The following is a 12,583-nucleotide window of genomic DNA, read 5'->3' on the forward strand; positions in this document are numbered from 1 at the left end:
TCAGTCCAGGTCACGCAGGAAGCGGATCAGCGCCGCGCTGACGTCCTCCGCCCGTTCCTGCTGCAGCCAGTGCCCCGCGCCGGGCAGGACGATCTGGCCGCGCAGGTCGCCGAGCCAGTCCTTCTGCGCCGCCTCGTGGGGACCGGCGTAGTGGCGGACGGGATCGCGGTCGCCGACCATGAAGAGGGCGGGCTGGGCGATCTTCTGGCCTTGCAGGAAGGCGGCCAGGGCCCAGTTGCGGTCGAGGCAGCGATACCAGTCCAGCGGCCCCTTGAATCCGGAGGCGGCGAAGGCGGCGACGTACTCGGCGAAATGGGCTTCGCTCATCCACGGCGGCAGGGTCGCTTGGTCCGCGATGCTGTCGAGCAGGCTGACACCCTCGGGCAGGAAGCCGGTCGACTGGTCCGCGTCGGCGGTGGCGCCGTCATAGGCCCAGAACATCTTTCTCAGCGCCGTCGCCGGATCGGCGTCCAGTTCGACATGGGCCTCCGGCGACTGGAAGCGGTTGATGTAGAGGTCGCCCAGACCGGCCCGCCTGGCGATCGCCGCCATGGCTGCGGTCGGCGGTCCCTTTGGGCGGCGCGGCTGAAAGGGCACCGACAGACCGGCTACAGCGCGGAACAGGTCGGGCCGCATCAGGGCGCAGTGCCAGGCCACCGCCGAGCCCCAGTCGTGACCGACGACCACGGCCTGATCCTCCCCCAGCGCCCGGACCAGATCGACCATGTCCCCGACCAGATGCAGGATCGTATGGTCCTCCACGTCGGCCGGTTTGTCGGTCCCGCCATAGCCGCGCATATCGGGGGCGACGGCGTGGAAACCGGCCTCGGCCAGGGCCTCAACCTGGGCCCGCCAACTGATCCCCAGTTCGGGAAAGCCATGCAGCAGCAGGACCAGGGGGCCTTCGCCCGCTTCGATCACCTGTTGCGTCAGGCCGTCGGTGGCGATGCGGCGGGTCTGCATGGGCGGTCCTCCGTTTGCAGCCAGCCTATCGCCTTTTCAGTCTCTGGCGAGAGGGGCCAACGTTCCCGTTCCGTTTCGCGGCGCGGGGCGCTATGGATCGGGTGTGACCGACGTCTCCGCCCCTTTCATCGTCCAGTCTGCGGCTCCAGTCTGGGCCGAGCTGCCGCCTGCCCTGGCCACCCCGCCGGGCGCGGGCGCGGTATGCGACGCGTCTGGGGCGAGGAAGATCGGGCGCGGCGCGGCCGAGGGCGTCTTCACCGGCGGCCCCGTCATGATCGCCCACGCCAGCCTGACCGCCCGTCGTCTGGGCCTAAGCCCCCCGCCGCGCTCCACCGACATGCTGGACGTGCTGGAGCTTTACGCCTTCGTGCGCCCCGCCAGGTTCTGCGCGCCCTCGCCGTCGGGGCTGGCGCTGGCGCTCGGCCGATCCGAGCCCAAGGGGGCCGAGGCTCAGGCCCAGGCTCTGCGCGACGCCGCCGCCGACCTGCTCAATGAACTGACCGACCCGGCCTATCCGGGACGCGAGGACGCCTTCACCCTGGCCGGGACGCTGGACCGGGCGGGCTGGTCCTGGGGCGCGCGCGTGCTGGCCGCGCTTCAGGCGGGTCCCTTACGCGACCGGCGCGAGCGCGGCACGGGGTTGGACGTCTGGTCCCGCCTTCAGGAGTGGGAGGACGAGGCCCCGCGCGGCGAGGCCGGCTCGGCCCCCGTCGATTCCGAGAGCGCCCGCATCCGTCTGGACAAGCTGCTTCAGGCCTCGGGTCTGGATGAGACCCGCCCCGCCCAGTCCGACTACGCCGCCGAGGCCGCCTACGCCTTTTCGCCGCGCAACGAGGAGGGCCGCCCGCGCGTCCTTCTGGCCGAGGCGGGCACCGGCACCGGCAAGACCCTGGGCTATCTGGCCCCCGCCAGCCTGTGGGCCGAGCGCAATTCGGGCGCGGCCTGGGTCTCGACCTATACCCGCGCCCTGCAACGCCAGATCGACCGCGAAAGCCGCGCCCTGTGGCCCGACGAGGCCGAGCGCCGCAAGAAGACGGTGGTGCGCAAGGGCCGCGAAAACTACCTCTGCCTGCTGAACCTTCAGGACATGATGCAGGCGGCCCAGCTGGGGAACGGCGACCTGATCGGCATGGGGCTGGCCGCCCGCTGGGCAGCGCACAGCCGCGACGGCGACATGACCGGCGGCGACTATCCCGGCTGGCTGCCCGGCCTGTTCGCCGCCGCCCCCAGCCATCAGGCCAGCCCGGCCAATCTGGTCGACCGGCGCGGCGAATGCGTCCACGCCGCCTGTCCGCATTACCGCCTCTGTTTCGTCGAGAAGACCATCCGCGCCAGCCGCCGCGCCGATCTGGTCGTGGCCAACCACGCCCTGGTCATGACCCAGGCCGCCTTCGACGGCGCCCGCTCGGCGCGCGGCCAGAAGCAGGACGGCGAGACGGCGGCGCTGAAACGCATCGTCTTCGACGAGGGCCACCACCTGTTCGACGCCGCCGACAGCGCCTTCTCCGCCGCCCTGTCGGGTCAGGAAGCCGCCGAACTGCGCCGCTGGATCCGCGGCCCCGAGGGACGCGGTCGTCGCGGGCGCGGGCTGGAACAGCGTCTGGGCGACCTGTGCGCCGACAACGAGGCCGCGGCCAAGGCCCTGAAGGACGCCATGATCGCCGCCGCCGCCCTGCCGGGCGAGGGCGTCTCGGGCCGCATCGCCCCGGCCTCTGGCGAGATCAACCCCATCGGCCCGATCGAGGCCTTCCTGGTCGCCGCCCTGGAACAACTGCGCGCCCGCAGTCAGGAAAGCGGCGGGACCGAGTTCGGCATGGAGTGCGCCCTGCGCCCCGCCACCGAGCCGGTGTTGGAGGCCGCCCGCGCCGCCGCCCGCGCCATCGCCGCCGTCGAGGCGCCGCTTCTGGCCCTGTCGCGCCACCTCGAGGACATCCTCGACGAGGAGGCCGCCGAGCTGGACGGCGCCGCCCGCGCCCGCATCGAGGGGGCGCTGCGCGGCATGGACCGGCGCGCGCGCATGACCCTGCCCGGCTGGCGCTCCATGCTGGCGGCGCTGGAGGAGGGCGGCGACGAACCCGATCCCGACTTTGTGGACTGGCTGAGCGCCGAGGCCGCCTTCGGCCGCATTCACGACGTGGCCCTGCGTCGCCACTGGATCGACCCGACCGTGCCGCTGGAAGCGGCCGTCATCATGCCGGCCCACGGCGTGCTGATCACCTCGGCCACCCTGTCGGACCCGGCGGCCGAGGATCCGTTTTCTCTGGCCCGGATGCGCAGCGGCGCGGCTCGCCTGATCGAACCGGCGCGGACGCTGAAGGTGGACAGCCCCTTCGACTACGCCGCCAACAGCCGCATCATCGTCGTCAACGACCTGATGAAGGACGACCCGCGCCAGATCGCGGCGGCCATGCGCGAACTGTTCCTGGCGGCGGGCGGCGGGGGGCTGGGCCTGTTCACCGCCATCCGCCGGCTGAAGACCGTCTATGAGCGGCTGGGGCCTGATCTCGCCAAGGCCGGTATTCCTCTCTACGCCCAGCACGTCGATCCGCTGGAAGTCGGGGCGCTGGTGGACGTGTTCCGCGCCGAACAGGATAGCTGCCTGCTCGGCACGGATGCGGTGCGCGACGGGGTGGACGTGCCGGGGCGGTCCCTGCGCGTGCTGGCCTTCGACCGCGTGCCCTGGCCGCGTCCCGACCTGCTGCATAAAGCGCGGCGTGAACGCTTCGGCGGCAAGGGCTACGACGACGCCCTGGCGCGCGGCCGCATCGCTCAGGCCTTCGGCCGTCTGATCCGCCGGGCCGACGACAAGGGGGTCTTCCTGATGCTGGACGCCGCCTGTCCGACGCGGCTGTTTGCGGGGTTGCCGCCTGGAACCGAGGTCCAGCGCATGGGCCTGGCCGAGGCGGTGGAGCTGACCAAGAGCTTTCTCGATCCCGAAGCGGGCTAAAGCCTCCGCTCCCCTCCCTTTCGTCATCCTCCGGCGAGCGAAGCGAGACCGGGGGACCCAGCGGCGCCGAAGGCGATCTCGAATGCGAGCGCGGTGCGCGGCCTTTTCGCCCTTTGGGCGCCGCTGGGTCCCCCGGTCAGCGCCGCTGCGCGGCTTGCCGGAGGATGACGAAAGAGAAGGGCGGGGCTATGCATCCAAGCATGTCCAAGACCACCCCCGCCACCCTCGCCCTGACCCAGGCGGGCGTCGCCTTCGACCTCTTCCCCTACGCCTACGATCCCGACGCGCCGCGCGTGGGCTTGCAGGCGGCCGAGGCCCTCGGCTGGGCGCCCGAGCAGGTGTTCAAGACCCTGATGACCCTGGCGGACGCCAGGCCCGCCTGCGTCATCGTCCCGTCCGACTGCGAGGTCAGCATGAAGAAGCTGGCGGCGGCCCTCGGGGCCAAGTCGGCGCAGATGATGAAGCCCGCCGACGCCGAACGCCTGACGGGCTACAAGGTCGGCGGCGTCAGCCCCTTCGGCCAGAGGAAGGCCGTGCCGACCGTGATGGACGAGACGGCCATCCTGTTCGACCGCATCCTGATCAACGGGGGCCAGCGCGGCCTGCTGCTGGGCCTGACGCCGGACGAGGCGGCGCGGGCGGCGGGGGCGAAACTGGCCGACCTGACGGCCTGAGTCCTAGCCGTCGAAGGTCACCACCACGCTGTCGGCGGAGCGTTCGGCCTCGCCGTGGAAGACGGCCTCGATGTTGTTGCCGTCCGGGTCCAGCAGGAAGGCGGCGTAGTAGCCGGGGTGATAGGGCCGCTCGCCCGGCGCCCCGTTGTCGGTCCCGCCCGCCGCCAGTCCCGCCTTGTGGAAGGCCTCGACCATGGCCCGGTCCCGGGCCTGGAAGGCCAGATGGCAGCGCCCGGTCGGTCGTCCCGCTGCAGCAATGCTGTCCACCGCCGAGACGAACAGTTCGTCGGCCCAGAAGAAGCGTTCAGCCTCGCCGCCGATCGGCACGCCCAGGGCTTCCAGCACCGCGCCGTAGAAGCGGCGGCTGGCCTCCAGGTCGGGCGTCACCAGTTGCAGATGGTCGATCAGCCGACCGCGATGAAGTTGTTGCGTCTCCATGGTCCTCGTCTCCTGTCAGGCTGCGATTCGAACGGACGACAGATTGGCTCGTTCCTGCCGCCAGGGCGTGTCAGCAGTCGCGCGGCCTGCTAAAGCCCGACCATGACCGACGCTCCCGCCGCCCGCCACGACGCCCCTGTCCGCCACAGCCGCAAGGGGCTGATCATCCCCTTCGCCATCGTCTTCATCGGCCTGGCCCTGTGGACGGGCTGGTGGTTCGTCCTGACCCAGCAGATCGAGAAGAAGCTGGAGGGCCGCATCGCCCGGCTGGAGCAGTCGGGCTGGACCGTGAAGCACGCAGGGCTCTCCACGACCGGCTGGCCGCTGCGGGCGCGGGTGGCGATGAAGCACGTCGACGTCGTCGCCCCCTCGGGTCACGCCGTCGCCGCGCCCGAGATCGTGGCCGAGGCCAACGCCTACAACCCGACCAAATGGGTCATCGCCGCGCCCGACGGCATGGTCCTGACGCGCGGGGCCAAGGGCAAGGTGGCGGTCCGCGCCGACATGATCCGCATGAGCCTGCACGGCCTGACCCAGCGCTGGCCCAATGTGGTGGTGGAACTGGCCAAGCCGGTCTTCACCGCCCTGCCGGACGCCGAGCCCTTCCCCCTGGCCAAGGCCGGGCTGATCCAGTTCTACATGCGGCCCCACATGGCCGGCTCGAACGCGCCGACCGACGACGTCGACGTCCTGTTCCGTCTGGTGGACGGCGAGGGCCGAACGAACGGTCCCATCGAGGGCCTGACCCAGTCGGGCAGGCTGAACGCCCAGGTCGAGGCCGTGATCGAAAAGGCCAGCGCGCTCAAGGGCGCCGACGCGCAGGGCCTGCTGTCGGCCTGGACCGCTTCGGGTGGTCGCTTCATCGACATCAAGGGCCAGCTGGAGGCAGGCGAGAGCAAGACCTTCCTGTCCAGTCCGGCGCTCTTCGCCGACGACAAGGGCCGTCTGGAAGGCGAGGTCTCCCTGCGCGCCGAAAAGCCCCTGGCCGCCATCGTCGGTCTGGCCGGGGCTAGTCAGGGCGGGGCGATGGACCGCGCCGCCGCCGCCCGCGCCGCCGCCGCCACGCCCCAGGGCGGAACGGGCGAGCAGGGTCAGGCCGTCGATCTGGTGCTGAACTTCAAGGGCGGGCGCGCCTACCTCGGCCCCTTCGCCCTGGCTCCGGCGCCCCAGCTGTTCTGATGCTGGTCGAGCCGCCCGAGGATGCTGAGCGTCTGGCCCTGGACCGCGCCCTGATCGCGGCGGCCCGGGCCCGAATCAGCGCCGGAGCGCGCGGTTCTGCGGACGCCGACGCCATCGCCCTGCGCGAGATTCTGCGTGATGTCCCCCCGTCCGAGCGTCCGGCCCTGCGCGCCGTCCTCGGCCGCATCGAGGCCGCGACCGGCCCGGCGCTGTCGACCTGCGGACCGCTGTCCCAGGCCCTGGCCGCCGACCGCTGGGGCCTGATCGGTCGTCCGGTCGCCGAGCCGGACCAGGCGCTGGCGACGGCGCGTCAGGGCGGCCGCGCCCTGATCGACCTCGGCGCCCGCCCCTGGTGGGGCAGGCTGCTGGCCCTGCCCATGCTCAGGGTCGTCGCCGCCCTGCCGGACGATGCGGCCGGTTCGCCGCGCGCCCTGCTGGTCTCGACCGAGGCCCCCGGCCCGACCGGCGACGACCGCACCTTCTGGGTTACCGACAGCCCGGCCTCCGACGCCCGCATCATCGCGGCTTTGGGCGAGGCGGGTCTGATCGCCGCGCCCCTGGCGACGGGCGGCGGCTTGAAGCTGTTCGTCCTGACAGGCTATGTGCAGGCCGAGGACGGGCGGTTGATCGACGCCCCCGGCCAGATGAGCGGCGTCATCGGCGCCGCCCCCGTTTACTGACCACGCTTTTTCCGAGGATGACGCCCATGACCGACGCGACGAACGCCGCGCCCGCCCCCAAGCCCGGCATCCTCGACATCGCCCCCTATGTCGGCGGCAAGGGCTCGATCGCCGGCTTCGCCGAGCCGATGAAGCTGTCGTCGAACGAAAACGCCCTGGGCGCCGGCGAAAAGGCGCGCGAGGCCTATGCCGCCGCGCTGAAGAACATCCACGTCTATCCCGACGGCCGCGCGGGCAAGCTGCGCGACGCCGTGGCCGCCTATCACGGTCTGGAGGGCGAACGTCTGATCTTCGGAAACGGCTCGGACGAGGTCTTCGCCCTGCTGAACCAGACCTATCTGCAGCCCGGCGACAACATCGTCACCGGCCAGTACGGCTTCCTCGCCTACCGCATCTCGGCCATGGCCTGCAGCGCCGAGGTCAAGCTGGCGCCCGAGCCGAACATGAAGGCCGAGGTCGAGGCCATCCTCGAACAGGTCGATGAGCGGACCCGCATCGTCTACGTCTCCAACCCGTCGAACCCGACCGGCAGCTGGAACTCGGGCGAGGAAATCCGCCGCCTGCACGCCGCCCTGCCGTCGCACATCATCCTGGTGGTGGACGAGGCCTATGCCGAGTTCGTGGTCGAGCCGGAGTGGGAGACCGCCTTCGGTCTGGCTCGCGACGCGTCCAACATCGTCGTCACCCGTACCTTCTCCAAGATCCACGGCCTGGGCGGCCTGCGCATCGGCTTCGGCTATGCCCCGCTGGCGGTGGCCGAGGCCATCGACCGCATCCGCCTGCCCTTCAACGTCTCGGTGCCGGGCCTCGACGCCGCCACCGCGGCTCTCGGCGACGAGGCGCACCAGAAGGCTTCCCGCGATCTGGTGCTGGACTGGCGTCCGCGCCTGACCCAGGCCATCCGCGGCTTCGGCTTCGAGGTCTTTCCCTCGGCCGGCAACTTCGTCCTGATCCGCTTCCCGGACGACAAGCGCAACGCGCTCGCCGCCAACGACTACCTGAACTCGAAAGGCATCATCGTGCGTCCGGTCGGCGGCTACGGTCTGCCCGACTGCCTGCGCATCACCATCGGCACGGAAGATCAGAATCGCGCCGTGATCGACGCCCTCAGCGAGTTCGCCGCCAGCTGATCCGGCGGCGCCTTGGCGCCGGGCCTCAGCGGCTCGGCGTCAGCAGGGCGTTGGACGCCGTCTCGATGCGGCTTTCCAGCTCGGCCATGAACTCGGCGCGCTTCAGGCCCGCCGGGATGGGCGGCAGGAATTCGAAGACGATGGTGCCGGGATAGCGGCGGAAGCCGTGCGCCGGCCAATAGGCGCCGGAGTTGGTGGCGATGGGCCAGCAGGGGCTGTTCAGGTCGCGGTACAGGGCGGCGATGCCGGGCTTGTAGTCGGGCGCGGCGCCGATCTCGCCGCGCGTGCCCTCGGGGAAGATCAGGATCTGCCGACCCTCGGCGTGACGGGCGCGCGCCTGACGCACCATGTCCTTCAGCGCCTTGGAATGGGCCGAACGGTCGACGGCGATCATCTTGGTCTTCCAGGCGAACCAGCCGAAGAAGGGCAGGATCATCAGCTCCTTCTTCATGATGAAGCAGGTGTCGTCCAGGAAGGAGAAGGGGGCGATGACGTCCAGCATTCCCTGATGCTTGCAGGCCAGCAGGGCCGAGCCGGTGGGGCGATGCTCCAGCCCCCGCACCTCGACCTTGATCCCGGCGATCCAGCGCAGGCCGAACAGGACGAATTTCGACCAGGACTTGATGACCCAGACGGCGGCGCCGTGCGGCATCAGCAGGGCGGGCGACAGGCCGACGGCGAAGATCACCATCGACAGATAGAGCCAGGCGACGAAGATCAGCGAACGGATGGTGGTCATTCAGCCGGCCTCGGGCGGGGGCGGCGCTGCGCGTTCGGGGTGGTCGCCGGTCAGCCGGTGCATCCCCTCGCGGCCCAGCACGGCCAGGTATTTCATGTATTCCAGCGTCATCCGCCGGGCGGTGACGGCGGCCCGCCACCAGCGGGTGTTGTCCAGAGACGGCGTCGAGACGGCATAGGGCGTCAGCCTGACCCCCGGCGCGGCGCCGCGGATCTCCAGCAGGCTGCGCGGCATGTGGTAGTCGGAGGTGACGACGATCAGGCTGTCATAGTTCTTGGAGCGGGCCCAGGCGGCGATCTCCTGGGCGTTGCCGACCGTGTTCTCGGCCTCGAAGCCCAGGTCGACGCAGCAGTTGAAAAGCTTGGAAGAGCCGGGCGTCAGGGCGCGAAGTTCCTGGCGGCGCACGTCGCGATTGACGCCCGAGATCAGCACGCGGCGACCCTTGTCCAGTTCCAGCAGACGAATGGCCGCGTTGACGCGCTCGGCCGAGGGACCGGTCAGGGCGACGATGGCGTCGGCGCGCGCAGGCTCGGGCGCCGGCGTCAGGCCGCGCACGCGCTCGGCGAAGGCGAACAGCCCCACCAGCCACATCAGCGCCACCACGGCGATCAGCGTCATGAACTTCATCACGCTTAACTAGCTATGCGCGCCCAGCTTCGCCAGCGCCGTGAAGCGGGCGGCGAGCAGGGCGACGCCGAAGGCCAGCAGAGGACAGGCGATCAGGATCAGCAGGTCGCTGAACGCCAGCGGCAGGGCGGAAGTCAGGCCGCCCTCGCCGCCGATCAGCCGCAGCAGGGCCAGCAACAGGGCGGCCGCGCCCGCGCCCATGGCGCCAGCGGCCGCCGCCAGCCCGCCGAAGCGCCGCTGGAACAGGCCGGCGACATAGCCGTCCGAGGCGCCGTTCAGACTCAGGGTCTCGATCACCGAGGCCTGCGCCGCCATGCCGGCCCGCGTGGCGTAGGCTATGGCCGCCGCCGTCGCGGTGGCGATCAGCAGGAAGGCGGCGCCCGCCAGAGCTGTGATGACGCCCGCCGAGCGCTCGACCTCGCCACGCCACAGGCTGTGGTCGTCGACCGTGGCGTCCAGTCCGGCCTCGGCCAGGGCGCGGCTCAGGGTCGGAGCGCTGGCCGGGTTCTTCGGGTCCAGCCGCACGGTGACCAGATAGGGCAGGGGCAGGTCGGGCAGGGCCGCTTCGCCGACCCAGGGCCGCAGCAGGGCCTCGGCGGCCTTCCTGTCCATGGCCTCGGCCTCGGCCACGCCCGCAACCCCGGCCAGGGTCTCGGCGGCGCGGGCCGCGGCGGTGGGGCCGGTCTCGTCCACGCGGGGGCGCACCTGGACCGTGGCCTCGGCCCGCAGCTGACGCGCCCAGCCATGGGCGGCCCGGTCGGCGGCCAGAGCCCCGACTGCGGCGATGGAGGCCAGGAAGCACAGGACCGCGATGACCACGATCAGCCAGCGCTCGCCGCCCGCTTCGCGCGACAGCAGGCCGGGGCCTCTGGAGAAGAGGGCGCGGATCATGCGGCCTCTCCCGCCGCTTCCATCTGTCTCAGCCGCCCGTTCTCCAGCCGCAGCACCGTGGCGCCGACACGTTCGGCCAGAGCCTCGTCGTGGCTGGCGATCAGGACGGTGGCGCCCAGCCTGTTCAGCGACTGGAACAGCCGCATCAGCTTTTCGCCCATGGCCCGGTCGACGCTGCCGGTCGGCTCGTCGGCCAGGATCAGGCGGGGGCGGGTGATGACGGCGCGGGCGATGGCCAGCCTCTGTTTCTCGCCGCCCGACAGGGCCGGGGGCAGGGCGTCCATGCGATCACCCAGGCCGACCCAGCGCAGCATCTCGGCCACGTCGGCGGCGTGGTCTGCGGTCCTGCCGCCCGCCAGGGTCAGGGGCAGGGCCGCGTTTTCAAACGCGGTCAGGTGGTCCAGCAGGCGGAAATCCTGAAACACCACGCCCATCCGACGTCGAAAGGCGGGCACGCCGCCGCGCGGCAGGTCGGCGACCTCGCGGCCGAACAGACTGATTCGCCCCGTCTGTGGCCGTTCGGCCAGGGTCATCAGCCGCAAAAGCGAAGACTTTCCCGCGCCGGACGGCCCGGTAAGGAAGTGGAAAGAGCCCTGCGTCAGACTAAGGTTAATGTCGCGCAGAACGTCGGGTCTGTCCGCATAGCCGAAACCCACGCCCCGCAGGCGGACGGTGTCGGGCGCGGGATCAGGGTCGGCGGCGCGTCGGGTCGAGTTTGGCATTCAGGTTTCGTATTGGACCGGGGCGTTGCGGGCGCCTCGACAGGAGGGGGCGTCGAGCCTCGCAGTCAGCCGACATGATACTGACCTGCCCCGCCTGCGCCACCAGCTATTTTGTTCCCGATGACGCGATCGGCGCGACTGGCCGTCGCGTGCGCTGCAAATCCTGCGGTCACGACTGGCGTGCGACCCTGGAGGATGAGCCCCTCGAACTGTCCTCGACAGAGGAAGCCGTCGCCGAGTCCGGCTTCGGCAAGCGGGAGGACGCGCCCGACAGCCTGGCCGAGACCCCGGCGCCTGAACTGCCCCGCGCGTTCCGCGCCAAGGCCGAACAGCAGCGCAGGATGCGCCGCGCGGCCACGCAGGGCGCGATCTGGGCCGGCCTGACCGTGGTCTTCCTGGCTCTGCTGGGTTCTGCCTATGTCTTCCGCCTGTCCATCGTCCAGGCCTGGCCCCAGGCCGCCGCCGTCTACAAGTTGGTTGGCGCCCCTGTGAACCTGGCCGGGTTGGAGTTCGAAGCGGTCGGGGCGCGGACAGCGCCCCATGATCCTGGCAAGGTGGTTGTCTCCGGGGCCCTGCGGAATATTCGCGACAGCGAGGTCGTCGCCCCCCCGGTTCGCGTGGCTCTGCTGAACGCCGCCGGCGCCGAGGTCGCGCACCGCATCGTGCGCCTGCAGACCGCCCCGGTGCTGCCGGGCAAGGTTCAGGGTTTCGCCGTCGTCATCCCTGACCCGGGAGGCAAGGCGTCCGGCGTCGGCGTCGATTTCGTGATGGAGCCGAGGAAGAAGCAGGCCGCTGTCCCGGCCGCGCCCCGCATTGAGCAGGCCGCCGTTCGTCCGGCGCGTCGGGCCCCGCCGCCCGCCCCGGAAGAGGGCCTGCGACGCGCCACCGCCTATGATCTGGCGCCTGTGGACGCACAGCCCCTCGACAGCAGGCCCGCCTAGGGTCTATCCGCCGGTTATGGCTGATCACGACCCGGCGCCCGCCCCCACGGTTCTCCTGCCGCAATCCGAGATCGAGGCGATCGTCGCCGATCTTGCGCGGCGCATCGCCCCTGTCATCGACGATGAAACGGTCGCGGCCGTCCTGCTGACCGGCGGCCTGTGGTTCGCCGCCGACCTGACCCGCGCCCTATCGCGTGAAGGCCGTAATGTCCGCTTCGACGCCCTGTGGCTGGCCTCCTACGGCGACGAGACCACCAGCCGGGGCAAGATCGACGTCTACGCCCCCTTCCAGCGACCCATCGCGGGCAAGCGGGTGCTGATCCTCGACGACGTCTTCGACACCGGCCTGTCGCTGGCCGAGGCGGTTCGCATCACGAAGGAAGCGGGCGCGTCCGAAGTCCTGACCTGCGTCTTCGCCCGCAAGCCCTGGCCCGAGGCCCGGGCCCCCGAACCGGACTTCGTCGGCTGGGAGGCCCCCAACCGCTTCCTCGTCGGCTACGGCCTGGACCACAAGGGCGGCCTGCGCGGCCTGCCCGACATCTGCGCGCTGGATTAGGTCGCGGCGCTGACCGTTCCTGATCCTCCCTTGCGAAGCGGGGGAGGGGGACCATGCGGAGCATGGTGGAGGGGGCGAAGTTCGCCTCCTGAGTGT

13 protein-coding genes are annotated in these 12,583 nt (G+C 71.1%); 7 read left to right on the forward strand and 6 right to left on the reverse strand.

What is annotated here, in order from left to right; all coding sequences use genetic code 11:
* Window positions 1-963 (reverse strand): alpha/beta fold hydrolase, encoded by a 963-nt coding sequence (locus ACOZBP_RS15505; RefSeq protein ID WP_422677220.1) that lies wholly within the window; start codon window positions 961-963, stop codon window positions 1-3.
* A 271-nt stretch (window positions 964-1,234) separates the two neighbouring features.
* Between ACOZBP_RS15505 and ACOZBP_RS15510 the strand changes: the two genes are divergently transcribed.
* Both ACOZBP_RS15510 and ybaK read left to right on the forward strand, forming a co-directional pair.
* The gene (locus ACOZBP_RS15510; protein WP_422677235.1) at window positions 1,235-3,910 is read left to right on the forward strand and encodes an ATP-dependent DNA helicase; all 2,676 of its coding nucleotides are present in this window, start codon (window positions 1,235-1,237) and stop codon (window positions 3,908-3,910) included.
* Between the two features lie 200 nt (window positions 3,911-4,110).
* Window positions 4,111-4,584: a Cys-tRNA(Pro) deacylase gene (gene ybaK, locus ACOZBP_RS15515; RefSeq protein WP_422677221.1), complete on the forward strand. Its 474-nt coding sequence runs from the start codon at window positions 4,111-4,113 to the stop codon at window positions 4,582-4,584.
* 3 nt (window positions 4,585-4,587) lie between these two features.
* On the opposite strand, the gene ACOZBP_RS15520 is transcribed toward ybaK, so the two are convergent.
* Window positions 4,588-5,022: a VOC family protein gene (locus tag ACOZBP_RS15520; protein WP_422677222.1), complete on the reverse strand. Its 435-nt coding sequence runs from the start codon at window positions 5,020-5,022 to the stop codon at window positions 4,588-4,590.
* A 102-nt stretch (window positions 5,023-5,124) separates the two neighbouring features.
* Here ACOZBP_RS15520 and ACOZBP_RS15525 point away from each other — a divergent pair, with 102 nt between their 5' ends.
* Genes ACOZBP_RS15525 through hisC form a run of 3 tightly spaced genes read left to right on the forward strand, consistent with a single transcriptional unit; the run spans window position 5,125 to window position 8,011 of the window.
* On the forward strand, window positions 5,125-6,201 hold the full coding sequence (locus ACOZBP_RS15525; RefSeq protein ID WP_422677223.1) for a DUF2125 domain-containing protein: 1,077 nt from the start codon (window positions 5,125-5,127) through the stop codon (window positions 6,199-6,201).
* Entirely contained in the window at window positions 6,201-6,881 is a 681-nt protein-coding gene (locus ACOZBP_RS15530; RefSeq protein ID WP_422677224.1) for a hypothetical protein, read from the forward strand. Before ACOZBP_RS15525 ends, ACOZBP_RS15530 begins: the two co-directional genes overlap by 1 nt.
* Window positions 6,882-6,907: 26 nt before the next feature.
* Window positions 6,908-8,011, forward strand: a complete 1,104-nt coding sequence (hisC, locus tag ACOZBP_RS15535; protein WP_422677225.1) for a histidinol-phosphate transaminase — start codon at window positions 6,908-6,910, stop codon at window positions 8,009-8,011.
* Between the two features lie 25 nt (window positions 8,012-8,036).
* Here the strand turns inward: hisC and ACOZBP_RS15540 are convergent, their stop codons facing one another.
* The 4 genes from ACOZBP_RS15540 to ACOZBP_RS15555 are packed head-to-tail and all read right to left on the reverse strand — an operon-like array spanning window position 8,037 to window position 10,990.
* Window positions 8,037-8,750 (reverse strand): lysophospholipid acyltransferase family protein, encoded by a 714-nt coding sequence (locus tag ACOZBP_RS15540; RefSeq protein ID WP_422677226.1) that lies wholly within the window; start codon window positions 8,748-8,750, stop codon window positions 8,037-8,039.
* Entirely contained in the window at window positions 8,751-9,377 is a 627-nt protein-coding gene (locus tag ACOZBP_RS15545) for a YdcF family protein (protein WP_422677227.1), read from the reverse strand.
* 9 nt (window positions 9,378-9,386) lie between these two features.
* The gene (locus ACOZBP_RS15550; RefSeq protein ID WP_422677228.1) at window positions 9,387-10,268 is read right to left on the reverse strand and encodes a cell division protein FtsX; all 882 of its coding nucleotides are present in this window, start codon (window positions 10,266-10,268) and stop codon (window positions 9,387-9,389) included.
* A complete protein-coding gene (locus ACOZBP_RS15555; RefSeq protein ID WP_422677229.1) occupies window positions 10,265-10,990 on the reverse strand; it encodes a cell division ATP-binding protein FtsE in 726 nt (241 codons plus the stop codon). Before ACOZBP_RS15555 ends, ACOZBP_RS15550 begins: the two co-directional genes overlap by 4 nt.
* A 74-nt stretch (window positions 10,991-11,064) precedes the next feature.
* Here ACOZBP_RS15555 and ACOZBP_RS15560 point away from each other — a divergent pair, with 74 nt between their 5' ends.
* Together ACOZBP_RS15560 and ACOZBP_RS15565 are read left to right on the forward strand one after the other, a co-directional pair.
* The gene (locus ACOZBP_RS15560; protein ID WP_422677230.1) at window positions 11,065-11,931 is read left to right on the forward strand and encodes a DUF3426 domain-containing protein; all 867 of its coding nucleotides are present in this window, start codon (window positions 11,065-11,067) and stop codon (window positions 11,929-11,931) included.
* Window positions 11,932-11,947: 16 nt separating this feature from the next.
* A complete protein-coding gene (locus tag ACOZBP_RS15565) occupies window positions 11,948-12,487 on the forward strand; it encodes a phosphoribosyltransferase (RefSeq protein ID WP_422677231.1) in 540 nt (179 codons plus the stop codon).
* Window positions 12,488-12,583: the final 96 nt, after the last annotated feature.

Origin of the sequence: Brevundimonas sp. NPDC058933 (assembly GCF_049315965.1) — a bacterium.
Lineage (GTDB): Bacteria > Pseudomonadota > Alphaproteobacteria > Caulobacterales > Caulobacteraceae > Brevundimonas.